The following is a 23,875-nucleotide window of genomic DNA, read 5'->3' on the forward strand; positions in this document are numbered from 1 at the left end:
CGGCGGGGTTTCAAAGCGCGCTTCCAGGGCGGCGCGCAGGTGCAGCATCAGGCGGCCCCACTCAATCCAGTGCCCAGGCGTGCCGCCATAGGCGCGGAAGCGGTGGGCGGGGTTATCGATGTTATAGTCGCGGATCGGGTTCCAGTTGGTGTCAAAATGCTCGTTAACGCGGTACTCCCCTTTGCGCGCCACGTCGTGAATAATCACCGAGGCGATGCGCAGGGCGCGGTCGAGCCATTTGCGGTCGTGGGTCACGTCATAAACGATGAGGAAAGCTTCCACGGCGTGCATGTTGGCGTTACCGCCGCGATAGTCTTCCGTTTTGCTGAAGGCTTCGTCCCAGGACTCCAGGCACATCTGCTCCTGTTCGCTCCAGAAGTAGCGCTCAATCACCTCGATGGCGTCGTCCAGCAACTTGCGTGCCTGCGGATGGCCGGTGGTGACGGCGCTCGCCGCGCCCAGCAGAACGAAGAAATGCTGATAGCCCTGCTTGGACGCATCAATCACGCCTTCATCGTTTACGCAGGCGTACCAGCCGCCGTGCTGCTTGTCGCGCAGCGGACCGTTCAGGGCATTAATGCCGTGCTCAACCAGGGCGTACGCGCCGGGGCGCCCCATGTTCGCCGCCACCGCGTACACATGCAGCATGCGGGCGGTGATCCACAGATGTGTGCCCATATCGCTACGCACCTGCCCGTTATTGCCCAGCCAGCCAAAGCCGGTCGGTACGGCGGCGTTTTTACCGAAATCGAGAATGCGGTCGGTCTCTTGTTCGAGCCAGCGGTTATGGCTCAGGGTGTTAAACCATTTCATGTTCGGATCCTTTCTTAACGGCGAGCCATCATTTCGTCGACGATCTCACCCAGACGCTGAAGTTTTGGTACGGAAATATCACGCAGCATCAGCTCGGTGTCCGGCAGGCCAATCACAGAGGACCAGACGGCGCGACCGGCTAAAAAGCCCGATGCCCCCGCCTGCATCGCCACGCTCACCGCGCGCGGGAATAACTTATCGTCAACGCCGGACGAGAGGATCACCCACGGCATGGCGATGTTCTCGTTAAGCTTTTGCGAGGCCGCCAGCAGCTCTTGCTGCGTGCCCATGCCAAACAGTGGCATCTCCACTTTGTAGAGGTCGGCACCGCTGTCGCCCAGCTCTTTGGCCGCGTCGATAATCGCCTGTTCGCGGTTAAACGCGGCACCGCGACGCGGTGGACGCACCACCGGCTCGATAATGCTCAGCAGACCGTTATCGTGGCACAGCGTATTGAACGCTTTCACCATCTCCAGGCGCTGCTGCGGATCTTCATCGCTGCGCCACAGCACCAGCAGCTTCAGTGCTTTGCCGCCATCGCGTTTGACCGCCTGCGCGTCGACGTTCTTGTCGATCACCACGCTGTCGACCGGAATACCGTTCCCCGGAATAAACTCGTCGGCTGCAACAATCATCGCGCAGCTTTTTGCCACGGCCTGCTGCTCGACAATCTGGCGATAGCAGAACTGCTGGTCGACAAGGATCGCAGAGGCGTACGGCGACAGAATTTTTGCCGCGTTGACTTTAAAATCCGTCAGGTGCTGGTCGGTTACCGGTACCGGCGCGCCAGCCGCCGCAAACATCAGGCGCATCGCTTCGCGCTGATCCACGGCCAGCATCGCAAAACCGCCGGAAGGTCGGGTGATATCTTTCAGGGTGTACATCGTCATTCCTCAGTCCTTTCGTATCAGTGTGTTTTTTTCAGCCCGGCAGATGCGCGAACCTGTTCAAGAATGGCCGTCCAGTCTTCGCGCCCGCGCCCGGCGGCGCGTGCCTGGTTGTAAACTTCGCGGGAGGCTGCGCCCAGCGGCATCGGAACGTGGAGCTGGTTAGCCACGTCGAGGGCGATCCCCAGATCTTTATGCGCAAGGTCGATCATAAAGGCGGGAGAAAGATCCCCTTTCAGCACCTTGTTCGGCCAGGATGTCGTGAAGTGGCCTTTACCCGCAGGCGTACCGCTCATGACCTTGAGCGCCACGTCAAAGGAGAGGCCAAGCGCTTCGCACAGCACGGCGGCCTCGGCGGAAAGGGCGTTCAGGGCAATGCTCATGTAGTTATTGATAAGCTTCACGCGGATGCCCATGCCTGGCCCGCCGGCGTTAATCAGCTCATTGCCCATCGCCATTAAGACCGGGGTGGCGCGCTCAACCTGCTGGGCCGTGCCGCCTGCCAGCAGGAGCAGCGTGCCGGCGATGGCATGGTCAGAGGTGCGTCCGACGGGCACGTCCATCAGGCTGAAGCCTTGCTCAGCCATGTCGCGTATCAGCGCGTCGGTTTGCAGCGGGTGAATGGTGGACATATCAATGACCAGCGCGTCGCGGGATAATCCTTCGCACACGCCGTGCTCGCCGAACAGGACGCTGCGTACCAGGTCGCCGTTTGGCAGCATGGTAATTACGAATTCCGCGTCCGTTGCTGCCTGTGCTGGCGTAGCCGCCGCCCGAGCGCCGCTCTCTACCAGCGCCTGAACCGCCTGCGGGTTCACATCAAAAACGTTAAGCTGGTGGCCCTGTTTCAACAGATTCTTCGCCATGGGCGCGCCCATCTGTCCTAAGCCGATAAATGCGATTGCTGACATGCCTCTCTCCTGTCACATCGTGTCAATTTTTGCGCGTTTGTAGTGTCTGTTTTTGATCGTATTTGTAATTTATAGTCAAAAAATTGACACGGGTCACTTTTTAAACATTTGGTGAAATTAAAATGAAGGCATCAGAAATCGCAGAAGGAATCACCATGACTCGCATCGTTTGTGTCGGCATTACCGTGCTGGATCGCATCTGGTATCTCGATGATTTACCGAAAGAAGGTGGGAAATATGTCGCAAAAGACTATACGGAAGTGGGCGGTGGCCCGGCGGCAACGGCGGCAGTGGCAGCCGCGAAACTGGGCGCGGAAGTGGATTTTATTGGCCGGGTGGGGGACGACGATACCGGCAGACGGCTGCTGGCGGAGCTGGAATCCCTGGGGGTGAATACCCGCTACACGCGCGTGTTTAAGGGTGCCCGATCGTCACAGTCGGCGGTGCTGGTGGACGGCAGCGGGGAGCGTGTTATAGCGAACTATCCCAGCCCCGATCTCCCTGCGGTGGCAGACTGGCTGCAAGAAATCGACTTCTCGCAGTGGGATATTGTCTTAGCCGATGTGCGCTGGCATGACGGGGCAAAACAGGCATTTACCCTGGCCCGTCAGCAGGGCGTACCGACGTTGCTTGATGCGGATGTCACCCCGCAGGACATTGCGGAGCTGATCGCCCTAAGCGACCACGCGGCCTTCTCCGCGCCGGGATTGCGGCGTTTAACGCAGCGGGATGACACCGAAGACGCGCTGAAAAAAGCACAAACGCTCACAAATGGACATGTGTATGTTACGCAGGGGCGAGACGGCTGCTTCTGGCTGGAAAACGGCGCATTGTGTCATCAGCCCGGCTTTGAGGTGAACGTGGTGGATACCACGGGGGCGGGCGACGTGTTCCACGGTGCGCTGGCGGTCAGCTTGGGGCAGAAATTACCCGCCGCAGACGCCGTGCGTTTTGCCAGCGCCGTCGCAGCACTGAAATGCACAAAGCCCGGCGGGCGCGCGGGTATACCCGACTGTGATCAAACCCGCTCTTTTTTGTCACTTTTTGTATAAAATGCGGGGCGTGATGGTTTTCAGAGGACAGCCCATGAGCCTTACCGAACTGACCGGCAACCCGCGTCACGATCAGCTGCTGACGCTGATTGCCGATCGCGGCTATATGAACATTGATGAACTGGCGCAGCTGCTGGATGTGTCGACGCAAACCGTGCGCCGGGATATCCGTAAGCTCAGCGAGCAGGGGCTGATCACGCGTCATCATGGCGGGGCGGGCAGGGCATCCAGCGTGGTGAACACGGCGTTCGAGCAGCGTGAAGTCTCGCTTACCGAAGAGAAGCGGGCGATTGCCGAGGCCATTGCGGACTATATTCCCGACGGTTCGACCATTTTTATCACCATCGGGACGACCGTGGAGCACGTTGCCCGGGCGCTGCTTAACCATAATCATCTGCGCATCATCACTAACAGCCTGCGGGTGGCGCACATTCTTTATAAGAATCCGCGCTTTGAGGTGATGGTGCCCGGCGGTACGCTGCGCCCGCATAACGGCGGCATTATCGGTCCTGCGGCAACGGCGTTCGTGTCAGGATTTCGCGCAGATTACCTGGTCACCAGCGTCGGGGCGATAGAGCACGACGGCGCGATGATGGAATTTGACGTTAACGAAGCCAGCGTGGTGAAAACCATGATCGCTCACTCCCGCCACATTTTACTGGCGGCCGATCATACGAAATACCACGCCTCCGCGGCGGTTGAAATTGGCAACGTGGCGCAGGCGACGGCGCTGTTCACCGATGAGCTGCCCGGCCCGGCGCTGCAAAATCACCTCAAATCCAGCAAGGTTGAGGTTGTCGAAGTCAATTCCGGAGAAGAGCAGCAGGCTGGCTGATCATCCTATGGCCCGATATTGCGATTCGGGCCTTTCCTTTCTCTAAGCTGAATCTGGCGCATAGCTAAAGTTTCTCTTTCCCGCTACAGTTACTTCTCCACGGCGAAAGGAGATAAACATGCTTTATATCTTTGACTTAGGAAATGTAATCGTCGATATCGATTTTAACCGGGTGTTGGGCGCATGGAGCGATTTTAGCCGTGTTCCGCTGGCGACGTTAAAGCAGAATTTCGCGATGGGTGAGACTTTCCATCTGCACGAGCGCGGTGAGATCAGCGATGAAGCGTTCGCAGAGCGTTTCTGTCAGGAAATGGGTCTTTCGTTAAGCTACGAGCAGTTTTCCCACGGCTGGCAGGCCATATTTGTCGCGATCCGCCCGGAAGTGATCGACATCATGCACAAGCTGCGCGAGCAGGGGCATCGTGTTGTCGTGCTGTCTAATACTAACCGCCTGCATACCACCTTCTGGCCGGATGAATACCCGGAAATTCACGCGGCGGCAGATAAAGTGTATCTCTCCCAGGAGATGGGGATGCGTAAACCTGAGGCGCGCATTTATCAGGCAGTATTGCAGGAAGAAGGATTCACGGCAGCGGATGCGGTCTTTTTTGACGACAACGCCGATAATATAGAAGGGGCTAATCAGTTAGGTATCACCTCCATTCTGGTGACCGGAAAAGAGACGATACCGAACTACTTTGCGAAGCAGTTATGCTAAAAACCGTTCATCAAAAAGCCAATCACCACACGCGCCCGCTGAGGGCGTGGCTGAAACTCCTCTGGCATCGCATTGATGAGGACAACATGACCACGCTGGCGGGCAATCTCGCTTACGTGTCGTTGCTCTCGCTGGTGCCGCTGGTGGCGGTGATTTTTGCGCTTTTTTCGGCATTTCCAATGTTTGCCGATGTGAGCATGCAGCTTCGCCATTTTGTTTTCGCAAACTTTATTCCTGCCACCGGCGATGTGATCCAGAACTACATTGAGCAGTTTGTCGCAAACTCCAGCAAGATGACGGCGGTGGGGGCGTGTGGGCTTATTGTTACCGCGCTGCTGCTGATGTACTCCATCGACAGTGCGCTCAACACCATCTGGCGGAGCAAAAAAGTCCGCCCGAAGGTTTACTCCTTTGCCGTCTACTGGATGATTTTAACCCTTGGCCCATTGCTGGCGGGGGCAAGCCTGGCGATCAGCTCCTACCTTCTTTCGCTGCGCTGGGCGACCGACTTAAACAGCGTGATCGATAACGTGCTGCGTATCTTCCCGCTGATTTTATCGTGGCTTTCGTTCTGGCTGCTCTACAGCGTGGTACCAACCACGCGCGTACCCAACCGGGATGCCGTGGTGGGTGCGCTGGTCGCGGCGTTGCTCTTTGAGCTGGGCAAGAAAGGATTCGCGCTTTATATCACCATGTTCCCCTCTTATCAGCTGATTTACGGTGTGCTGGCGGTGATCCCCATTTTGTTTGTCTGGGTCTACTGGACGTGGTGTATCGTCTTGCTTGGCGCCGAAATAACTGTCACTCTTGGAGTCTACCGCGAACTCAAAAAGGCAGCAGAAGCTGAAAAACAACAAGAAGCAGACCAACCATGATTGCATTGATTCAGCGCGTAACCCGTGCCAGCGTCACCGTGGCGGATGAGGTGACGGGTGAAATTGGCCCAGGACTTTTGGTGCTCCTGGGTGTCGAAAAAGATGACGACGAACAAAAAGCTAACCGCTTATGTGAGCGCGTGCTGGGCTACCGCATTTTCAGCGATGCGGAAGGCAAGATGAACCTGAACGTTCAGCAGGCGGGCGGCAGCGTGCTGGTGGTTTCCCAGTTTACGTTGGCTGCGGATACCGAACGCGGCATGCGGCCGAGTTTTTCGAAGGGCGCGGCACCGGATCGCGCAGAAGCTCTATACGAGTACTTTGTTGAGCGCTGTCGCCAACAGGACATGAATACACAAACCGGACGATTCGCTGCGGATATGCAGGTTTCGCTGGTGAACGATGGCCCCGTCACATTCTGGCTCCAGGTATGAGCCAACTGGCGGTATGGCCGCGGGTAACAAGAGAGAGTACAGCTATGTATCACCTTCGAGTACCGCAAACGGAAGAAGAATTAGACGCTTATTACCATTTCCGCTGGGAAATGCTGCGCAAACCACTGCATCAACCGAAAGGCTCTGAACGCGACGCCTGGGACGCGATGGCGCACCACCAGATGGTGGTTGATGAAGAGGGCAACCTCGTTGCCGTGGGACGTCTGTACATCAATGCCGACAACGAAGCTTCAATCCGCTTTATGGCCGTTCATCCCTCCGTGCAGGACAAAGGCCTTGGAACGCTGATGGCAATGACGCTGGAATCCGTTGCCCGTCAGGAAGGGGTCAAGCGCGTCACCTGTAGCGCCCGCGAAGATGCCGTTGAGTTCTTTGCCAAGCTTGGTTTCGTGAATCAGGGGGAAATCACCGCCCCGCAAACTACGCCGATTCGTCACTTTTTGATGATCAAACCCATCGCCACGCTGGACGATATTCTCCATCGCGCCGACTGGTGCGGGCAGCTCCAGCAGGCGTGGTATCAGCACATACCGCTCAGTGAAAAAATGGGCGTGCGTATTCAGCAGTATACCGGACAAAAATTTATCACCACCATGCCGGAAACCGGCAACCAGAACCCGCACCATACCCTGTTTGCCGGCAGCCTGTTTTCACTCGCCACGCTCACCGGATGGGGACTGATCTGGCTGATGCTGCGCGAACGTCATCTCGGCGGCACCATTATTCTGGCCGATGCCCATATCCGCTACAGCGCGCCGATCAGCGGCAAGCCGAGCGCGGTAGCTGACCTGGGCGCACTGGGCGGCGATCTCGACCGTCTGGCGCGTGGACGTAAAGCACGCGTACAGATGCAGGTTGAGCTGTTCGGCGATGAAACGCCAGGCGCGGTGTTTGAAGGCACCTATATCGTTCTGCCTGCGAAGCCGTATGGCGCGTATGAAGAGGGTGGGAACGAGGAGGAGTAGTCTCCTTCTCACTCTCGCCCGGCATGGTTAATGCGCCAGGCAATATCTCGCATAATGTCTCGCGCTGACTGGCTAATTCCACCCAACTGGAAGAAGCCGTGAATTACACCCCGCCATTGTTGAGCGGTACACTTCACGCCTTGCGCCGTGAGGCGCTGATAAAGCGCCTCGCCTTCGTCACGTAACGGATCATACTCAGCGGTAACAATATGGACCTTCGGCAGACCGCTAAAGTCGTTGCGCCACAGTGGACTGACTTCAGGATGCTGACGGTCGGCTCCAGCCAGATACATTTCATAGCCGCTCAAAAGGGTATCGCGAGTAATCACGTAATCCATGCCATTGAGGGTATAGCTTTCAAGACTGGCCGTAGCGTCGAGCATGGGATAGATAAGAATGAGCTGCGCGGGATCCCAGAGCCCTTTTGCCTTAAGCCGCAATGACGTTACCAGCGCCAAATGCCCTCCTGCGCTGTCTCCACAGAGGGTGAGTCGGTTCTTATCCACGCCTAATTCGTCTGCATACTGCCAGACCAGATTCGCACCTCTTTCAGCATCGTCATGTGCGGCGGGGAAGGTATGCTCCGGCGCCAGTCTGTACTGAATCGCAATCACCCGGCAATTGCCGTAGTAGGCTAACTGACGGAGCTGGTTGTCATGGGTATCAAAGCCGCCGCTGATAAAACATCCGCCGTGGTAGTAGATGGCAGCAGGCAATATTTCAGGCGCATTGAGAGGTGAAAATACCTGAATGGTAAGACCCTCAAGAACAAGCGTCTCCAGCTGAACGCGCGTTTCGGTCTTCCCGGCAAGCTCCGTGCTGGCAATATAGCCTGCTCGTCGTACCTCAATTGTCTGGCGACGCGATGAGGGGCGACCTGCAGCGATAAATCCTTGAACCAGCCGTTCAATACCCTTTTCCAGTGCCATGAAAACACCTTTTAACTGTATGAATGTACAGCTTTATAGCCTGGTTTGATTCAAAAGAAAACAAGAATATTATTGAGGGGAAAAGTCTTGAAAGCTGCTCGCAAAGGCGAGAGCTTTTTTATTATCTGCTTTCGTCACAGACATAAAGTGCGGATGTTGCCTGAGATTTGCCGTGGAAGCGATGCTAAAGCGATAACGCGTCTTTAGACGGATCCTGGACTACGGGCTGAAGAGCATCTGGCATATAAGACGGCAGGTATTGCTGTCGAGGTGTAGGCCGGGCAAGCTCGCGCCGCCCGGCACTGTCACAGGAGATTACTCCCCTTCACCCGGGAACAGGAACGGGTTGATAGAGCTGCGGGCAAAGCCCTCCTGCTCCATTTTGGCGTCCAGAATCAGCGAGGCGAGATCGTCGGCCACCGCTTCGACTTTCGGGTCTTTTTCCTGATACAGAATCTTCAGGTAAGTCCCGCAGTCGCCGCAGCTTTCGGCTTTCACCGCTGCGTCTTCGTTTTCCAGCGACCAGTAGTTCAGATCGCGGGTCTGCTCGCAGTTGCTGCACTTCACGCGCACCACGTGCCACTCGGTTTCACACAGGTTGCAGTGCAGGTAGCGCAGCCCCTGTGTCGTACCAATCTGTACCATGCTGGAGACCGGCATTGAACCACACACCGGACAGAACTGGCGCGCTTCGCCGTATTCGGCGCGGGCTTTGCCTGGGATCAGGCTCGCCATTTGCGCCCAGTAGAGCGACAGCGCAGCCCAGATGAACGGCGCTTTATCGCTGCTCACCAGCGAGAAGTCGGAAGCAAACAGCGCGCTCGCCATCTCTTCCAGCTCTTGCTCTGAGGCTTTTTCCAGGTTCTCAATGACCGCCAGCGCCGTGCCGCTCATCTCGGGCTTCAGCTCGGCAATCAGCGAATGCAGCAGCTTATGCCAGTGCTTGTCGCGCGGCAGGACGTGAATGTCCAGCGGCGGCTTGCCCTGTTCGTTGGCTTCTTTGATGCGTGCGGTCAGGTCCATTTGCAGCGGATGGTCGTACAGCACCACTTCCTGCGCATGGGCGACCAGCGCGGCAAAACGCAGAAAATCGCCCAGCGGGTTGTTCTCTGCCAGCTCGCGCAGACGCTCTGCGCGGCGGTTGTAGAGGTTCTTGAGTCTGGGGAATAACAACGGCGGAATATACTCCGCCGTACGTTTCTCGCTCGACCCCAGCTCATCTTGCGGGATTATGCGAATACTCATTCAGATGACTTTTCCTGTTTCTGGCGGACTTCACGGTACCAGCGCGGGTGATGTTTCTTCGCCCACGTTTTGGTGACCCAGCCTTCCACCATCGCGGTAATGGTGCCTTTCACCCAAAGGGCGGCGTAAATATGCACCATGATAACCACAATTAACGCCACTGCGGCAAATGAATGCAGCATTAGCGCAAATCGGATCACCGGGATTGAGAAAGCAGGCGCAAAGTACGGACGCCAGATGATCACGCCGCTCACCAGCAACAGGACCAGGAAGATAATCGCCGCCCAGAATACGCATTTCTGGCCGAAGTTATAACGCCCGGTATCACCTACTTCCTCGTTGACGACGATCTTACGAATATTCTTCGCCCAAAAGATATCATCCCGATTGATTAGGTTATGGTGCCAGTAACGGAAAAACATGATGATGAACGACGCGAACATGATGACGCCAACAAACGGGTGCAGTATACGCGCCAGCTGTGGTGTCCCCATGATCTGCATCAGCCAGTTGAAGGACGGGAAGAAGAACCCCAGCCCGCTTATCGCCGCCAGCATGAAGCAGAAGGCGGTGACCCAGTGGTTGATACGTTCCGGCGCGGTGTAGCGCACGATGGTGTCACGTTTTCTCATTTGCGCACCTCGTCTTTCTCTTCATGCAGGTTATCGTCTTCCTCTTCCGCGCGGTTCGGACCAACGCCGACGTAGTGGAAGATGCTCGCTGCGAAGGTGGCAGCAAAACCGACCGCTGCCAGCGGTTTCCAGATGCCTTTCCAGAACTTCACGGTGGCGCTGATTTCCGGGTTCTCCGGCAGGCCGTGATACAGGTTCGGCTTGTCGGCGTGGTGCAGCACGTACATGACGTGCGTACCGCCAACCCCGGCCGGATCGTACAGGCCCGCGTTATCGTAACCACGAGTTTTCAGCTCGCCCACGCGCTCTGCCGCCAGCGTTTTCATATCCTCTTTAGAGCCAAAGTGGATAGCGCCGGTTGGACAGGTCTTCACGCACGCTGGCTCCTGGCCGACATTTACGCGGTCAACGCACAGCGTACATTTGTAGACGCGGTTGTCTTCCGGGTTCATGCGCGGCACGTCGAACGGACAGCCCGCGATGCAGTAGCCGCAGCCAATGCACTGCTCGGACTGGAAGTCGACGATGCCGTTGGCATACTGAATGATAGCCCCTTCTGACGGACACGCCTTCAGGCAGCCCGGATCCGCACAGTGCATACAGCCGTCTTTGCGAATAAGCCATTCCAGCTTGTCGTTCTGCTCCACTTCCGAGAAACGCATTACCGTCCAGGACTTGGCGGTCAGGTCCGCCGGGTTGTCGTACACCCCGACGTTGTGACCCACTTCGTCACGGATGTCGTTCCACTCAGAGCAGGCCACCTGACAGGCTTTACAGCCGATACAGGTGGTCACGTCGATAAGCTTCGCCACTTCCTGCTGGTGGTCCCGCGCCTGAGGCGCGGGCGTGAAACCGTTAGTCGCGGAACGACGGATAATGTCTTGAGATTGATAAGCCATAAGTCGTCTCCGTTACACCTTTTCCACGTTCACGAGGAAGGCCTTAAACTCCGGCGTCTGCGTGTTCGCATCACCGACGAACGGCGTCAGGGTGTTCGCAATGAACCCTTTCTTCGCCACGCCCTCATAACCCCAGTGAATCGGGATGCCGATGGTATCCACCTGCTGACCGTGAACGTTCAGCGTGCGAATACGCTTGGTCACCACCGCCTTGGCTTTGATGTAGCCGCGGTTAGAGGAGACCTTCACGGTATCGCCATGGGCAATGCCGAGTTTGTTCGCCAGCTTCTCGCCGATCTCCACAAACTGTTCCGGCTGCGCGATGGCATTCAGCAGCGCGTGCTTGGTCCAGTAGTGGAAGTGTTCGGTCAGACGGTAAGTGGTGCCGACATACGGGAACTTGTCCTTTTTACCCAGCGCTTCAAAATCGCCCTTGAAGATACGGGCTGCCGGGTTAGAGACCACGTTCGGGTGCAGCGGGTTAGTACCCAGCGGCGTCTCAAACGGCTCGTAGTGTTCCGGGAATGGCCCTTCCGCCATCTTATCGATAGCAAACAGACGGCCCATCCCTTCAGGCTGCATGATAAACGGCCCGACATCGCTGCCTGGTGCGGCAGTGCTGTAGTCCGGAATATCCACGCCGCCCCATTTCGCGCCGTCCCACTTCAGAAGCTGACGCTTCGGATCCCACGGGTTGCCCTGCGGATCAGCGGAGGCACGGTTATAGAGGATGCGGCGGTTAAGCGGCCACGCCCATGCCCAGCCCAGCGTATTACCGAGGCCCGACGGGTCGGCGTTATCGCGGTTGGCCATCTGGTTGCCTTTCGGCGTCCAGCTCCCGGCAAAGATCCAGCAGCCGCTGGAGGTCGTACCGTCATCGCGCAGGTGCGCAAAGGTGCTGAGCTGATCGCCTTTCTTCGCCAGCACCGCACCGGTCGCCGGGTCGATAACGTCCGCCAGCGCTTTACCGTTGCTCTCCATGGCCACTTCTTCCGGCGCTGGGTTTTCCGGCGTCGAGTAGTTCCAGGTCATGTTCAGTACCGGCTCAGGCGTTGCGCCGCCCTCAGAGGCGTACATCTTACGCAGGCGTAAGAAGATGCCGGCCAGGATCTCGCCGTCGTTCAGGGCGATGCCCGGGGCGTCTGCGCCTTTCCAGTGCCACTGCAACCAGCGGCCGGAGTTGACGATAGACCCGTTCTCTTCCGCGAAGCAGGTGGACGGCAGACGGAACACTTCGGTCTGAATCTTCGACGGATCGACGTCGTTCGACTCACCGTGGTTCTGCCAGAACGTAGACGTTTCGGTATTGAGCGGGTCAATCGTCACCAGGAACTTCAGCTTCGACAGAGACTCGACAACCTTGTTCTTGTTCGGGAACGATGCCACCGGGTTAAAGCCCTGGCAGATATAGCCGTTGACCTGGCCCTGGTGCATCATTTCGAAGTACTGCAGTACGTCGTAACCTTTGTCCCACTTCGGCAGCCAGTCAAAGCCCCAGCTGTTTTCCGCCGTCGCCTTGTCGCCGTAGAAGGCTTTCATCAGCGAGACGAAGAACTTCGGATAGTTGCCCCAGTAGTTCACCTGGCCTTCGAGCAGCGGTTTTGGCGTGCTGGCTGTCAGGTAGGTTTGCAGGTCAGTCTGTTTCTCGCTCGGCAGGTTCATGTAACCCGTCAGGCTCTGAGACAGCAGGCCGAGGTCGGTCAGACCCTGAATGTTGGAGTGACCGCGCAGGGCGTTCACGCCGCCGCCTGCCATCCCCATGTTGCCGAGGAGCAGCTGAACCATCGCCATGGTGCGGATGTTCTGCGCGCCGATGGAGTGCTGCGTCCAGCCGAGCGCATACAGGAACGATGCGGTTTTATCTTTCGCGCTGGTTTCCGCAATCAACTCGCAAACCTTCAGGAAATCCGCTTTCGGCGTCCCACAGATGTTTTCGACAACCTCCGGCGTATAGCGGGAAACGTGCTCTTTCAGCAGGTTCCACACGCAGCGGGGGTGTTGCAGGGTGGTGTCGCGCTTCGCAAAGCCGTTTTCGTCCAGCTCGTAGTTCCAGCTGGTTTTGTCGTACTTGCGTTTTTCGGCGTCGTAACCGCTGAACAGGCCATCTTCGAAGTGGTAATCCTCACGCACGATCAGGCTGGCGTTGGTATAGGCTTCGGTGTACTCGCGGTTATATTTTTCGTTGGTCATCAGGTACAGCAATACGCCTGACAGGAAAGTGATGTCAGTACCTGAACGAATAGGGGTGTAGAAATCCGCCACTGACGCTGTACGCGTAAAGCGGGGATCGATCACAATCAGCTTCGCGCCGTTGTGGATTTTGGCTTCCATCGCCCAGCGGAACCCGACAGGGTGCGCTTCAGCGGCGTTACCGCCCATCACCACAATAAGGTTGGCGTTCTTGATGTCGACCCAGTGGTTGGTCATCGCACCGCGACCAAATGTTGGAGCAAGACTTGCTACCGTTGGTCCGTGTCAGACACGCGCCTGGTTGTCGACCGCGAGCATACCGAGTGCGCGCGTAAATTTCTGGGTTAAATAGCCGGTTTCGTTACTGGACGCTGAAGCACACAGCATGCCGGTGGAGAGCCAACGGTTAACGGTGGTGCCTTCGGCATTCTTCGCGATAAAGTTGGCATCGCGGTCTTCTTTCATCAGCTTAGCGATGCGATCGAACGCTTCTTCCCAGCTGATTTGCTGCCATTTGTCAGAGCCGGGAGCGCGATACTCAGGAAACTTCAGGCGGCTTTCGGAGTGGATAAAATCTACCAGACCGGCCCCTTTCGGACAGAGTGCACCACGGTTTACCGGGTGATCCGGATCGCCTTCGATGTGGAAAATAGATGCTTTGGCGTTTTTCGCACCGTCGCCGAGGCTATACATTAACAGCCCACAGCCGACGGAGCAGTACGTACAGGTGTTACGGGTTTCGCGGGTGCGCAGCAGTTTATACTGCCGTGTTTCCGCCAGCGCTACACCGGGCGCAAAGCCCAGTGCCGCCGCCGTGGTGCCTGCCATACCGCCAGCGCAGATCTTAAAGAACTGCCTTCTGCTGACCTGCATGGGTCACTCCTTGGTTCATTACGACATTGCTATGTAGTTTTACTCTGCGGTTGAGAATTAACCGCAAAGGAGAAAAATTTGCGTTAATCCCTCATTTCTCCGAGGGATAAGCCCAGAATACCACAATGTCGGTACGCCTGTTCCAACGGGGTTAAAACAAAGTGAACGTATTATCACGGCATTGATTATAAAATGTGATATCAATCACATTTTACCCTCTGCATGTTAAAGAGGTGTAGCAGGTGATCGGTTGCACCCCTCCGTATTGAGTAGGAGAATGGTTGCTGAAAAGTTGATCCATACTATGCGTAAGGCCTGCCGTTTGTGTTGCAATAGCAGGCTCACTTCCGTGGTTGTTCAGGAATACCGTTGTGTCTAAACAAAACCGTGTTGCCCACGCGTCGCCACTGCCTGCGGGTATTGTGGAACTGTCGGTACACAGACCGCCTCACATTTCACATGCCACGCCGGATTTTCTGGCGGAAGAGGTCCCCGTTGCCCTGGTTTACAACGGTATTTCGCATGTGGTGATGATGGCCTCGCCGAAAGATCTGGAGCTGTTCGCCATAGGTTTTTCCCTCTCGGAAGGCATCATTGCGCATCCGCAGGAGATCTACGGCATGGATGTGGTTCATGCCTGTAATGGTCTTGAAGTGCAAATCGAACTCTCCAGCCGCCGCTTTATGGGGCTGAAAGAGCGCCGCCGGGCGCTGGCCGGACGTACCGGCTGCGGCGTGTGCGGCGTTGAACAGCTTAACGATATCGGCAAACCCATTATCCCGCTGCCGTTCACCCAGACGTTCAATCTGGCGCACCTTGATCGGGCGCTTGAGCACCTGAACGACGTGCAACCCATCGGTCAGCTCAGCGGCTGTACCCACGCGGCGGCATGGATATTGCCGTCAGGCAACATTGCCGGCGGTCATGAAGATGTGGGCCGCCACGTCGCGCTGGATAAGCTGTTAGGTCGCCGCGCTCGGGAAAGCAACGTCTGGCAGCAGGGCGCGGCGTTAGTCTCCAGCCGCGCCAGCTATGAGATGGTGCAAAAGTCCGCCATGTGCGGCGTGGAAATTCTGTTTGCGGTGTCAGCGGCAACCACGCTGGCGGTGGAAGTGGCGGAGCGCTGCAACCTGACGCTGGTGGGGTTCTGCAAGCCGGGTAGAGCAACTATTTACACCCATCCGCAGCGATTGATAGTTGATCAGTAATTTTGAATGAGTATAGCAAATCCTTCCGCTTTTAGTTGTTCATGATGAGGTCTAATATTTATCTCATCAAGGCACGGCGCCTTATCTAAACAACTTAACGAAAGGGTTTATCTCATGAAAAGCATCAAAACTTTTGTCGCAGTAATCGCTCTGGCTACCTCTTTTGGTTCTTTCGCTGCGCAGACAGTGACCGCATCCGCCTCTACCCTGGATGGTGCAGAAGCTAAAATCGCTGCACAGGCTCAGGAAGCGGGCGCGTCATCCTACAAAATTACCCAGGCATTCACCGGTAACCGCGTACACATGACCGCTGAACTGAACAAATAATTCCGCTATACCGTCGAAAGAGCGCCCCTGGGGCGCTTTTTAGTTTATGCCTGCCAGACGCAGCAGTGCGGTCACCACCGCCGCCGCGACGATCACCACAATTAACGGCATTTTGCGCCAGGCCAGAAACACCGCGAACCCCACGCCCAGCACACGTGCCATCCCGGCAAAATGGTCCCCTTCATAAAACGTTGTCGCCAACGCGACGGAGAACAGCAAAACGGTAGCCGCGTCTGAAAGCAGCGCCTGCGACCGTTCTGAAAGCGCCAGCCGGTTGCCAAGCTTCGCTCCGCCAAGACGCATCAGATAGGTTCCGGCAGAAAGAATGGCGATGCCGAGAATAAAGACCGTCATGTTTTCCATTATTTTTTCCTCGCGGCAAGGCCGAGCAAAGAGAGCAGTACCGGCAGACCCACCGGCGCAAACGGTACGGCGGCCAGCGACAACACTGCGCCGCTACAGGCGCGGATCAGCGTGGTACGGTTTTTAAATGCCGGCACCACTAACGCCAGCAGGATCGCCGGGAACACCGCGTCCAGCCCGATGGTTTCCGGGTCTGGCAGCAGCTTGCCGACCATCGCCCCCAGTACCGCCCCCAGCGGCCAGATAATTGCCACGCCCAGGCCGCACAGCCAGTAGGCCGCTTTACGCTGCTCGGCGGTTTTTTGCGAAAGGCCGAACACCACGCTTTCATCGTTCATAATATGACAGCCCAGAAAGCTCAGGCCGCGCTTGCCCACCAGGTCACGCACCGTTACGCCGAACGGCACATGGCGTGCGTTTACCAGTAAACCGGCCGCGGCCGCTGCCAGCGGATTGCCGCCGCTTGCCACGATGCCAATAAACATAAACTCGGATGCGCCTGCCAGCACCGTGAGGGAGAGGACAAACGGCACCCACAGCGGGAAACCGTAGGCCATCGCCAGTGAGCCATAAGACATGCCGACTACGCCCACCGCGAGGCAGACCAGGACGATCGCTTTTATCGTGTCGCCTTTCAGACAGGAGAGGTGTTTCTTCATACCATTTTAGCCATATCGAACGTATTTCCATTATAATGAACGCATCAAAATCGTTTTACAAGGCGAACGATTCGTTCGTTATAAAGAGAAAGAGGCCGTTTTTATGACGCAGCCAATCAGCGTGATCGCCAAAAGCCTGGTACGAGAACGCCTGCGAACCGGGCTCTCACTGGCGGAAATTGCCCGCCGTGCCGGGATCGCCAAATCCACGCTTTCACAACTGGAGTCTGGCAACGGCAATCCTAGCCTGGAAACGCTGTGGTCGCTTTGCGTGGCGCTGGATATTCCGTTTGCCCGGTTACTGGAGCCGCAGCAACCCGTCACGCAGGTGATCCGCCGCGGCGAGGGCACAAAAGTCGTCGCCGGGCAGGCGAACTACGAGGCGATTTTGCTCGCGGCGTGTCCGCCGGGCGCGCGTCGTGATATCTATCTGCTGCTGACTCAGCCGGGGGCAGACCGTATTTCCCAGCCCCATCCGCCTGGTTCGGTTGAGCATATTATCGTGACCCAGGGGCGGGCGATGGTCGGTCTGATCGACGCGGCGGAAGAACTCGGCCCGGGAGATTACATTTGCTACCCTGCTGACCAGCCGCATATCTTTAAGGCGCTGGAGCCCGATACGCACGCGCTGCTGGTGGCGGAACAAAACTAAAGAAGATACGGAAAATCATGTCGCTTAAAGCCATTGCCAAAGAACTGGGGCTGTCTGTTACCACCGTCAGCCGCGCCCTCAACGGATATGACGACGTTTCTGCTGAGACGCGCGCCCGCGTGGAAGCGGAGGCCCAGCGCCGTGGCTACCGACCAAATACCTTTGCCCGTCGCCTGAAGATGGGCAAAATCGACGCCGTCGGGCTGGTATTTCCGGTGCATCCTGTTCCGCTCAATAACAGCGTTTTTATGGACATGGTCGGCGAAATTAGCCACGAACTGGCGCGACATGAGATTGACCTGCTGCTCATCGCTGACGACGATCTGGCGGACAAACACAGCTATATGCGCATGGTGCAGAGCCGACGCGTGGATGCGCTGATAGTGGCGCATACGCTGGATCACGATCCGCGTCTTGAGCAGCTTCAGGCCGCCGGGTTTCCGTTTCTGGCGCTAGGCCGCAGCCAGCTCCCGCAGCCGTACGCGTGGTTCGATTTCGACAACTATGCCGGTACGTATCAGGCCACCCGCTGGCTGATCGAGAAAGGCCATCAGCGCATTGCGCTGCTGGGCGAAAGCAACAACCAGGCATTCATCACCCAGCGCCGCCAGGGCTACCTGGACGCGCTGCGGGAAGCCGGACTTTCCAGCGAATGGCTGCGCGCCATGCCTCCTTCGCGCCGCGTGGGTTATGCCACCACGCAAGAACTTCTCTCCCTGCCGCAGCCGCCCACGGCCATCATTACCGACTGCAACACCCACGGCGACGGCGCAGCGATGGCCCTGGCGCAGATGGGACGCTTAACCGGTGAAAATGCCGTCTCGCTGGTGGTCTATGACGGCTTACCGCAGGACAGCATTGTCGATATCGACGTCGCGGCGGTGATCCAGTCTACCCGTCAGGGCGTCGGGAAACAGATTGCCGATATGGTGCGCCAGCTGATTAACGGCGACGACATTGACACCCTTCAGGTGCTCTGGCAGCCAGAATTCTCCCCAGGCCAGACGGCCTAATCACACCAAAAATTCCAAACTTGATCACAGATCCGAAACGTTTTGGTTTGTATCCGAAACGTTTCGGATCAAAACTCAGGACATCCCGATGACAGGAGATGTCCGATGCAAGATGCCATTTTTCGACTTGAAAGCAATACGGTTGACGTGGTGCTAAAAACCCACCCGTTCGCCGAAATTCTCTACTGGGGGCCGCACCTTCAGCACTTCTCGCCGCAGGATGTCCTGAGTATCGCGCGCCCGGTTGCTAACGGCAGGCTGGACGTCGACTCCCCCGTCACGCTGATGGCAGAGCTGGGGCATGGGCTGTTTGGCTCGCCGGGCATTGAGGGGCATCGCCAGGGGCTGGACGGATCGCCGGTATTTAAAACCACGCAGGTGCAGCAGGCGTTAAACGCCCTGACAATCACTGCTGAAGACGAGCATGCAGGCTTGCGCCTGACCAGTGAAATAGCGCTGGATGCCAGCGGCGTACTGGTGGTGCGCCATGGGTTAACCAACCTGAAAACGCTGGCGTGGCAGGTGGATCGCTTTGCCGTGACGCTGCCGGTGGCCGAACGCGCGCAGGAGGTGATGGCCTTCCACGGACGCTGGATCAGGGAGTTTCAGCCGCACCGCGTTACGCTTGAGCACGACAGCTTCGTGATTGAAAACCGTCGGGGTAAAACCTCCCACGAACATTTCCCGGCACTGATTTCAGGTACGCCGTCATTCAGTGAAATGCACGGCCACGTCTGGGGTGTGCATCTGGGCTGGAGCGGCAACCACCGCCTGCGCGCAGAGGCGAAAACCGATGGCCGCCGCTATATGCAGGCCGAAGCGCTCTACCTGCCGGGTGAAATGGCGATTGAAGAGGGGGAAACGCTCTGGACGCCGCGCCTGTATGCCAGCCACTCCCCGCACGGGCTGAACGGCATGAGCCAGCAGTTCCACCGCTACCTGCGCGATAACGTTATCCGCTTCCCGGAAGATAAACCGCGCCCGGTGCATCTCAACACCTGGGAGGGGATCTACTTCGACCACGATCCGGACTACATCATGCGCATGGCCGACGAGGCCGCAGCGCTGGGCGTGGAGCGCTTTATCATTGACGACGGCTGGTTCAAAGGCCGCAACGACGACCACGCCGCGCTGGGCGACTGGTATCTGGACGAGAAAAAATACCCGAACGGCCTTAAGCCGGTAATCGATCACGTTAAACAGCTCGGCATGGAGTTTGGTATCTGGGTTGAGCCGGAGATGATTAACCCGGATTCCGATCTGTACCGCGCGCACCCTGACTGGGTGCTGGCGCTGCCGGGCTACGCCCAGGCGACCGGGCGACATCAGCTGGTGCTCAATCTTAATATTCCGCAGGCCTTTGATTATCTGGTCGAGCGCATGAGTTGGCTGCTGGGCGAACACGCGGTCGACTACGTGAAATGGGACATGAACCGCGAGCTGGTGCAGCCAGGGCACAAGGGCAAAGCCGCCGCCGATGCCCAGACGCGCCAGTTTTATCGCCTGCTGGACGTGCTGGGCGAGCGTTTCCCGCACATTGAGTTTGAATCCTGCTCCTCCGGCGGCGGGCGAATCGATTATGAAGTGCTGACCCGCTGCCACCGCTTCTGGGCGTCCGACAATAACGACGCGCTGGAGCGCAACACTATCCAGCGCGGCATGAGCTACTTCTTCCCGCCGGAGGTGATGGGGGCGCATATCGGTCATCATAAGTGTCACGCTACCTTCCGCCAGCACAGCATTCAGTTCCGCGGGCTGACGGCGCTGTTTGGTCACATGGGGCTGGAGCTGGATCCGCTCACCGTCGACGCGCAGGAGCGTGAAGGCTATCGACATTACGCCGCGCTGTATAAGCGGTGGCGCGAGGTCATTCATCACGGCACCCAGTGGCGCGTGGATATGCCGGACGCCACCACCCTGGCGCAGGGTATAGTGAGCGAAGACAAGACGCAGGGGCTGTTTTTGGTCAGCCAGCTCGCGATGCCGGATTACACCCTGATGATGCCGCTGCGTATGCCGGGGTTAGACGCCAGCGCGCAGTACCGCATCACGCTGCTCGATCACCCGAACATTCAGATTACGGGCGAGGGCGGGCACACCATGCGCAAGCTGCCGGCGTGGATGGACGCGCCGCAAACGGTAAGCGGTGAATGGCTGATGCAGGCGGGTATTGCGCTGCCGATTCTGGATCCGGAAACCACCATTCTGATTGGTGTGGAACGCGTGTAAGGGTGACGGGCCGGGCAACCGGCCCTCCGTTGAGGATAAAAATAATGAACACAACAACCTGTACCCACAAAGACAACCCTAACTTCTGGATCTTCGGGCTGTTCTTCTTTCTCTACTTCTTCATCATGGCCACCTGTTTTCCGTTCCTGCCGATCTGGCTGTCGGACATCATCGGCCTGAACAAAACCCATACGGGGATTGTTTTCTCCTGCATCTCGCTGTCGGCCATTGCCTTCCAGCCGGTGCTGGGGGTCATTTCGGACAAGCTGGGGCTGAAAAAACATTTGCTTTGGATCATTTCGGTGCTGCTGTTCCTGTTCGCGCCGTTCTTCCTGTACGTCTTCGCCCCGCTGCTGAAAACCAATATCTGGCTGGGAGCGCTGAGCGGTGGGTTGTATATCGGCTTTGTCTTCTCAGCGGGTTCGGGGGCGATTGAGGCCTACATTGAACGCGTGAGCCGCAACAGCTTTTTTGAGTACGGCAAGGCGCGCATGTTCGGCTGTCTCGGCTGGGGGCTGTGCGCCTCAACGGGCGGCATCCTGTTCGGCATCGATCCGTCGTATGTTTTCTGGATGGGATCGGCGGCGGCGCTGTTGCTAATGCTGCTGCTGGTGGTCGCGAAACCGAAGCCCAACCAGACGGCGCAGGTCATGAACGCCCTGGGCGCGAACCAGCGGCAGATCACTGCTAAAACAGTGTTCAACCTGTTCCGCCAGCGCAGAATGTGGATGTTCATCCTGTACGTGATTGGCGTGGCCTGCGTATATGACGTCTTCGACCAGCAGTTTGCTACCTTCTTCAAAACCTTCTTCGCCACGCCGCAGGAGGGGACCCGCGCCTTTGGTTTCGCCACCTCAGCGGGGGAAATCTGTAACGCGATCATCATGTTCTGCTCGCCGTGGATCATTAACCGCATCGGTGCGAAAAACACGCTGCTGATTGCCGGGGTGATCATGGCGACGCGCATTATCGGATCGTCGTTTGCCACCACCGCCGTGGAGGTGATTGCCCTGAAGATGCTGCACGCGCTGGAAGTCCCGTTCCTGCTGGTGGGGGCATTCAAGTACATCACCGGGGTGTTTGATACGCGCCTGTCGGCCACCATCTACCTGATTGGCTTCCAGTTTGCCAAACAGTCGGCGGCGATTTTTCTCTCCGCCTTTGCCGGGAATATGTATGACCGGGTCGACTTCCAGGAGACGTATCTGATACTGGGCTGTTTCGTGCTGGCGATCACGGTGGTGTCGGCATTTACGCTGAGTGGCAGGCGGGAGATTGCTGCTACCGCTGGGGCAGCAGCGTTAACACATCAGTCCAGGTAAAACACCTCGTTCAGCGCCGCACTCACCGGGCTGTTGTCAGGGTTAGACGGCATAACGTCAGCCATATGTTTCCACCAGCGCTGGCAGACATCGGTGTTTGCCACCGCATTCCAGCGCTCCTCCGATTCAATCTCCACCGTCGCAAACAGCAGGTTGCGGGCTTTGTCGAGGTAAATGGCGTAGTGGTGCGCGCCGTGGGCTTTCAGTACCGCCTCCAGCTCAGGCCAGATCGGGTTGTGGCGACGCGCGTACTCCTCGTGCGCGTCCGGGTTTACCTGCATCACAAACGCTTTGCGGATCATAAAGCCTCCAGGTACAGCTCGCGGACCTCATCGCGGCTGGCGGTGCGCGGGTTACACGGCGCGCACGGGTCGGCGAGAGCTTTATCCAGCCAGCCTTCAATATCGGCTTTGGTCACGCCGAGCTGGCTAAATCCGGACGGAATGCCGACCCGGGCGCTCAGGTCGCGAATCGCCTGAATGGCTGACATGCTGGCCGCTTCATCGCTCATGCCGCGCGTGTCAACGCCCATCGCCTGCGCCACGCGGGCAAATCGGACAACCGCGTTCGGGCGGTTAAAGTTTTCGATGATCGGCAGCAGAATGGCGTTGCACACGCCGTGCGGCAGGTTGTGCGTCGCGCCCGGCTGGTGCGCCAGGGCATGCACCAGCCCCAGACCGGCGCTGTTAAACGCCATGCCCGCCAGATACTGACCAAAGGCCATCTGCTCGCGCGCTTCCAGGTTGTGACCGTCGTCGACCGCTTTCGGCAGCCAGAGGTTGATCAGGCGAATCGCCTCCAGCGCGTTGGCATCGGTCAGCGGGTGCGCGCCGACGGACACGTAGGCTTCAATCGCATGAGTCAACGCATCCATGCCGGTTGCGGCGGTCACGGAGGCGGGAATATCGAGCATCACGCTGGCATCGTCCACGGCGATATCCGGGATGATGTTCGGGTCGATGATCACCTCTTTCACCTGCCGCGCGGAGTCGATGATCACCGCGTTGCTGGTCATCTCCGCCGCCGTGCCTGCGGTGGTGTTGATCGCCACCAGCGGCACGCCCGCGTTTTTCACCTTGCCGACGCCAGAGTAATCGGTTGACGGACCGGGGTTGGCGGTGAGGATTTTGATTGCCTTGGCGGTATCAATCGGGCTGCCGCCGCCAAAGGCAATCAGGTAATCACACTCCGCATCCTGATATGCCGCATAGCCTTTTTGCACCAGCGCTTCCGTCGGATTCGGGAATACCTCATCGAACAGGTGATACGACATCTGATGGGCGTCGAGCGCGGTAAACAGGCTGTCGAGCAGGCCCAGCTTCACCAGCTGACCGTCGGTGACAATCAGCGCTTTTCCCCACTGTTTGTTTGCCACCAGATTGACCATATCGCCGATCGCGCCCGCGCCGTGCAGGCTGATTTTGGGGAGTGCCAACATAAAGCTCATGATAATTCTCCTTAATTACTGTGAATTTTATGCCCGGCGGCGCTGCGCTTGCGCGGGCCTACGGTTAAGCAGGCCGGGTAAACGCAGTGCCACCCGGCTATGAGATCCGTCTTCGCTGCATAATCCGGCGGGTAATAATCGGCAGCGAAATCACCACGATCAGCATCGCGCCGATAATCACCGACATCACAATGCCGGGCACGTTGAGCAGGCTCAGGCCGAAGGTCACCAGCCCCATCAGGAAGGCGGCGATAATCACGCCCACCATGCTGCCGGACCCACCGAGAATATTGACGCCGCCGAGCACCGCCATCGTCACCACCGCCAGCTCCCAGCCCATCGCGATGGTCGGACGGGTGCTGCCCAGACGCGAGGT

At 57.7% G+C, this 23,875-nt stretch carries 24 protein-coding genes and 1 pseudogene; 12 read left to right on the forward strand and 13 right to left on the reverse strand.

Annotated features, from left to right (window positions below):
- From yihS to yihU, 3 genes are all read right to left on the reverse strand, one after another.
- Positions 1 to 813 (reverse strand): sulfoquinovose isomerase (gene yihS, locus DD606_RS19050; protein ID WP_129258985.1); only part of this gene is annotated, 813 nt, incomplete at its 3' end.
- A 14-nt stretch (positions 814 to 827) separates the two neighbouring features.
- The gene (gene yihT, locus DD606_RS19055) at positions 828 to 1,703 is read right to left on the reverse strand and encodes a sulfofructosephosphate aldolase (protein WP_063401268.1); all 876 of its coding nucleotides are present in this window, start codon (positions 1,701 to 1,703) and stop codon (positions 828 to 830) included.
- A gap of 17 nt (positions 1,704 to 1,720) precedes the next feature.
- Positions 1,721 to 2,611 (reverse strand): sulfolactaldehyde 3-reductase, encoded by an 891-nt coding sequence (gene yihU, locus DD606_RS19060; RefSeq protein ID WP_003861941.1) that lies wholly within the window; start codon positions 2,609 to 2,611, stop codon positions 1,721 to 1,723.
- A 155-nt stretch (positions 2,612 to 2,766) separates the two neighbouring features.
- On the opposite strand from yihU, the gene DD606_RS19065 reads away from it, so the two are divergent.
- The 6 genes from DD606_RS19065 to fabY all read left to right on the forward strand — a co-directional run bounded on the left by DD606_RS19065 (position 2,767) and on the right by fabY (position 7,511).
- A complete protein-coding gene (locus DD606_RS19065; protein ID WP_058652397.1) occupies positions 2,767 to 3,663 on the forward strand; it encodes a sugar kinase in 897 nt (298 codons plus the stop codon).
- Positions 3,664 to 3,697: 34 nt separating this feature from the next.
- Positions 3,698 to 4,498, forward strand: coding sequence for a DeoR/GlpR family DNA-binding transcription regulator (locus DD606_RS19070; RefSeq protein ID WP_003861944.1), 801 nt, complete (start codon positions 3,698 to 3,700; stop codon positions 4,496 to 4,498).
- A 118-nt stretch (positions 4,499 to 4,616) separates the two neighbouring features.
- Complete coding sequence (yihX, locus tag DD606_RS19075) at positions 4,617 to 5,216, forward strand: glucose-1-phosphatase (RefSeq protein ID WP_003861947.1); 600 nt, start codon at positions 4,617 to 4,619, stop codon at positions 5,214 to 5,216.
- Positions 5,210 to 6,091: a virulence factor BrkB family protein gene (locus DD606_RS19080; RefSeq protein ID WP_003861949.1), complete on the forward strand. Its 882-nt coding sequence runs from the start codon at positions 5,210 to 5,212 to the stop codon at positions 6,089 to 6,091. Before yihX ends, DD606_RS19080 begins: the two co-directional genes overlap by 7 nt.
- Complete coding sequence (gene dtd / locus DD606_RS19085) at positions 6,088 to 6,525, forward strand: D-aminoacyl-tRNA deacylase (RefSeq protein ID WP_015569909.1); 438 nt, start codon at positions 6,088 to 6,090, stop codon at positions 6,523 to 6,525. The genes DD606_RS19080 and dtd overlap by 4 nt, the downstream gene beginning before the upstream one ends.
- A 44-nt stretch (positions 6,526 to 6,569) precedes the next feature.
- A complete protein-coding gene (gene fabY / locus DD606_RS19090) occupies positions 6,570 to 7,511 on the forward strand; it encodes a fatty acid biosynthesis protein FabY (RefSeq protein ID WP_015569910.1) in 942 nt (313 codons plus the stop codon).
- Between the two features lie 8 nt (positions 7,512 to 7,519).
- On the opposite strand, the gene DD606_RS19095 is transcribed toward fabY, so the two are convergent.
- The 5 genes from DD606_RS19095 to fdnG form a co-directional block, all read right to left on the reverse strand.
- Positions 7,520 to 8,440 carry an alpha/beta hydrolase gene (locus DD606_RS19095; RefSeq protein ID WP_063159150.1) on the reverse strand — a complete coding sequence of 307 codons (921 nt, stop codon included), beginning with the start codon at positions 8,438 to 8,440 and terminating at the stop codon, positions 7,520 to 7,522.
- A gap of 315 nt (positions 8,441 to 8,755) precedes the next feature.
- The gene (gene fdhE / locus DD606_RS19100; RefSeq protein ID WP_023323896.1) at positions 8,756 to 9,685 is read right to left on the reverse strand and encodes a formate dehydrogenase accessory protein FdhE; all 930 of its coding nucleotides are present in this window, start codon (positions 9,683 to 9,685) and stop codon (positions 8,756 to 8,758) included.
- On the reverse strand, positions 9,682 to 10,317 hold the full coding sequence (gene fdoI / locus DD606_RS19105; RefSeq protein ID WP_003861958.1) for a formate dehydrogenase cytochrome b556 subunit: 636 nt from the start codon (positions 10,315 to 10,317) through the stop codon (positions 9,682 to 9,684). Before fdoI ends, fdhE begins: the two co-directional genes overlap by 4 nt.
- Positions 10,314 to 11,216 (reverse strand): formate dehydrogenase subunit beta, encoded by a 903-nt coding sequence (fdxH, locus tag DD606_RS19110; protein WP_003861960.1) that lies wholly within the window; start codon positions 11,214 to 11,216, stop codon positions 10,314 to 10,316. The genes fdoI and fdxH overlap by 4 nt, the downstream gene beginning before the upstream one ends.
- 12 nt (positions 11,217 to 11,228) lie before the next feature.
- The gene (gene fdnG / locus DD606_RS19115; protein WP_112018002.1) at positions 11,229 to 14,279 is read right to left on the reverse strand and encodes a formate dehydrogenase-N subunit alpha; all 3,051 of its coding nucleotides are present in this window, start codon (positions 14,277 to 14,279) and stop codon (positions 11,229 to 11,231) included.
- Positions 14,280 to 14,650: 371 nt separating this feature from the next.
- Here fdnG and fdhD point away from each other — a divergent pair, with 371 nt between their 5' ends.
- Positions 14,651 to 15,487 carry a formate dehydrogenase accessory sulfurtransferase FdhD gene (fdhD, locus tag DD606_RS19120; protein WP_003861964.1) on the forward strand — a complete coding sequence of 279 codons (837 nt, stop codon included), beginning with the start codon at positions 14,651 to 14,653 and terminating at the stop codon, positions 15,485 to 15,487.
- A gap of 114 nt (positions 15,488 to 15,601) precedes the next feature.
- Positions 15,602 to 15,814, forward strand: a complete 213-nt coding sequence (locus DD606_RS19125) for a DUF1471 domain-containing protein (protein ID WP_003861966.1) — start codon at positions 15,602 to 15,604, stop codon at positions 15,812 to 15,814.
- Between the two features lie 39 nt (positions 15,815 to 15,853).
- Here DD606_RS19125 and DD606_RS19130 read toward each other — a convergent pair whose 3' ends face one another.
- Both DD606_RS19130 and DD606_RS19135 read right to left on the reverse strand, forming a co-directional pair.
- Positions 15,854 to 16,177 carry an AzlD domain-containing protein gene (locus DD606_RS19130; protein ID WP_003861969.1) on the reverse strand — a complete coding sequence of 108 codons (324 nt, stop codon included), beginning with the start codon at positions 16,175 to 16,177 and terminating at the stop codon, positions 15,854 to 15,856.
- Entirely contained in the window at positions 16,177 to 16,836 is a 660-nt protein-coding gene (locus DD606_RS19135; protein ID WP_022652076.1) for an AzlC family ABC transporter permease, read from the reverse strand. The genes DD606_RS19130 and DD606_RS19135 overlap by 1 nt, the downstream gene beginning before the upstream one ends.
- A gap of 103 nt (positions 16,837 to 16,939) precedes the next feature.
- Between DD606_RS19135 and DD606_RS19140 the strand changes: the two genes are divergently transcribed.
- The 4 genes from DD606_RS19140 (at position 16,940) to DD606_RS19155 (ending at position 22,052) form a co-directional block, all read left to right on the forward strand.
- Entirely contained in the window at positions 16,940 to 17,488 is a 549-nt protein-coding gene (locus DD606_RS19140) for a helix-turn-helix domain-containing protein (protein ID WP_003861973.1), read from the forward strand.
- A gap of 17 nt (positions 17,489 to 17,505) precedes the next feature.
- Entirely contained in the window at positions 17,506 to 18,501 is a 996-nt protein-coding gene (locus DD606_RS19145; RefSeq protein ID WP_003861974.1) for a LacI family DNA-binding transcriptional regulator, read from the forward strand.
- Positions 18,502 to 18,606: 105 nt separating this feature from the next.
- The gene (locus DD606_RS19150) at positions 18,607 to 20,730 is read left to right on the forward strand and encodes an alpha-galactosidase (RefSeq protein ID WP_129258987.1); all 2,124 of its coding nucleotides are present in this window, start codon (positions 18,607 to 18,609) and stop codon (positions 20,728 to 20,730) included.
- Positions 20,731 to 20,774: 44 nt separating this feature from the next.
- Complete coding sequence (locus DD606_RS19155) at positions 20,775 to 22,052, forward strand: MFS transporter (protein ID WP_129258989.1); 1,278 nt, start codon at positions 20,775 to 20,777, stop codon at positions 22,050 to 22,052.
- Here DD606_RS19155 and rhaM read toward each other — a convergent pair.
- From rhaM to DD606_RS19170, 3 genes and pseudogenes are all read right to left on the reverse strand, one after another.
- Positions 22,040 to 22,354, reverse strand: coding sequence for an L-rhamnose mutarotase (gene rhaM, locus DD606_RS19160; protein ID WP_022652074.1), 315 nt, complete (start codon positions 22,352 to 22,354; stop codon positions 22,040 to 22,042). The two genes, DD606_RS19155 and rhaM, sit on opposite strands and share 13 nt — an antisense overlap.
- On the reverse strand, positions 22,351 to 23,499 hold the full coding sequence (gene fucO, locus DD606_RS19165) for a lactaldehyde reductase (RefSeq protein ID WP_058652391.1): 1,149 nt from the start codon (positions 23,497 to 23,499) through the stop codon (positions 22,351 to 22,353). Before fucO ends, rhaM begins: the two co-directional genes overlap by 4 nt.
- Positions 23,500 to 23,596: 97 nt before the next feature.
- Positions 23,597 to 23,875 (reverse strand): annotated as a pseudogene (locus DD606_RS19170) (ABC transporter permease); the annotation flags it as partial.

Origin of the sequence: Enterobacter cloacae complex sp. GF14B (assembly GCF_004136805.1) — a bacterium.
Classification (GTDB): domain Bacteria; phylum Pseudomonadota; class Gammaproteobacteria; order Enterobacterales; family Enterobacteriaceae; genus Enterobacter; species Enterobacter hormaechei_C.

Bases quoted from the DNA above. Each gene is read 5' to 3' on its own strand.
- yihT (WP_063401268.1), bottom strand. From the start codon at position 1,703: ATGACGATGTACACCCTGAAAGATATCACCCGACCTTCCGGCGGTTTT.
- DD606_RS19140 (WP_003861973.1), top strand. From the start codon at position 16,940: ATGACGCAGCCAATCAGCGTGATCGCCAAAAGCCTGGTACGAGAACGC.
- yihX (WP_003861947.1), top strand. From the start codon at position 4,617: ATGCTTTATATCTTTGACTTAGGAAATGTAATCGTCGATATCGATTTT.
- rhaM (WP_022652074.1), bottom strand. From the start codon at position 22,354: ATGATCCGCAAAGCGTTTGTGATGCAGGTAAACCCGGACGCGCACGAG.
- DD606_RS19155 (WP_129258989.1), top strand. From the start codon at position 20,775: ATGAACACAACAACCTGTACCCACAAAGACAACCCTAACTTCTGGATC.
- DD606_RS19130 (WP_003861969.1), bottom strand. From the start codon at position 16,177: ATGGAAAACATGACGGTCTTTATTCTCGGCATCGCCATTCTTTCTGCC.
- fdhE (WP_023323896.1), bottom strand. From the start codon at position 9,685: ATGAGTATTCGCATAATCCCGCAAGATGAGCTGGGGTCGAGCGAGAAA.
- DD606_RS19065 (WP_058652397.1), top strand. From the start codon at position 2,767: ATGACTCGCATCGTTTGTGTCGGCATTACCGTGCTGGATCGCATCTGG.
- DD606_RS19125 (WP_003861966.1), top strand. From the start codon at position 15,602: ATGAAAAGCATCAAAACTTTTGTCGCAGTAATCGCTCTGGCTACCTCT.
- fucO (WP_058652391.1), bottom strand. From the start codon at position 23,499: ATGAGCTTTATGTTGGCACTCCCCAAAATCAGCCTGCACGGCGCGGGC.
- DD606_RS19070 (WP_003861944.1), top strand. From the start codon at position 3,698: ATGAGCCTTACCGAACTGACCGGCAACCCGCGTCACGATCAGCTGCTG.
- DD606_RS19135 (WP_022652076.1), bottom strand. From the start codon at position 16,836: ATGAAGAAACACCTCTCCTGTCTGAAAGGCGACACGATAAAAGCGATC.
- dtd (WP_015569909.1), top strand. From the start codon at position 6,088: ATGATTGCATTGATTCAGCGCGTAACCCGTGCCAGCGTCACCGTGGCG.
- DD606_RS19150 (WP_129258987.1), top strand. From the start codon at position 18,607: ATGCAAGATGCCATTTTTCGACTTGAAAGCAATACGGTTGACGTGGTG.
- DD606_RS19095 (WP_063159150.1), bottom strand. From the start codon at position 8,440: ATGGCACTGGAAAAGGGTATTGAACGGCTGGTTCAAGGATTTATCGCT.
- yihU (WP_003861941.1), bottom strand. From the start codon at position 2,611: ATGTCAGCAATCGCATTTATCGGCTTAGGACAGATGGGCGCGCCCATG.
- DD606_RS19080 (WP_003861949.1), top strand. From the start codon at position 5,210: ATGCTAAAAACCGTTCATCAAAAAGCCAATCACCACACGCGCCCGCTG.
- DD606_RS19145 (WP_003861974.1), top strand. From the start codon at position 17,506: ATGTCGCTTAAAGCCATTGCCAAAGAACTGGGGCTGTCTGTTACCACC.
- fdxH (WP_003861960.1), bottom strand. From the start codon at position 11,216: ATGGCTTATCAATCTCAAGACATTATCCGTCGTTCCGCGACTAACGGT.
- fabY (WP_015569910.1), top strand. From the start codon at position 6,570: ATGTATCACCTTCGAGTACCGCAAACGGAAGAAGAATTAGACGCTTAT.
- fdoI (WP_003861958.1), bottom strand. From the start codon at position 10,317: ATGAGAAAACGTGACACCATCGTGCGCTACACCGCGCCGGAACGTATC.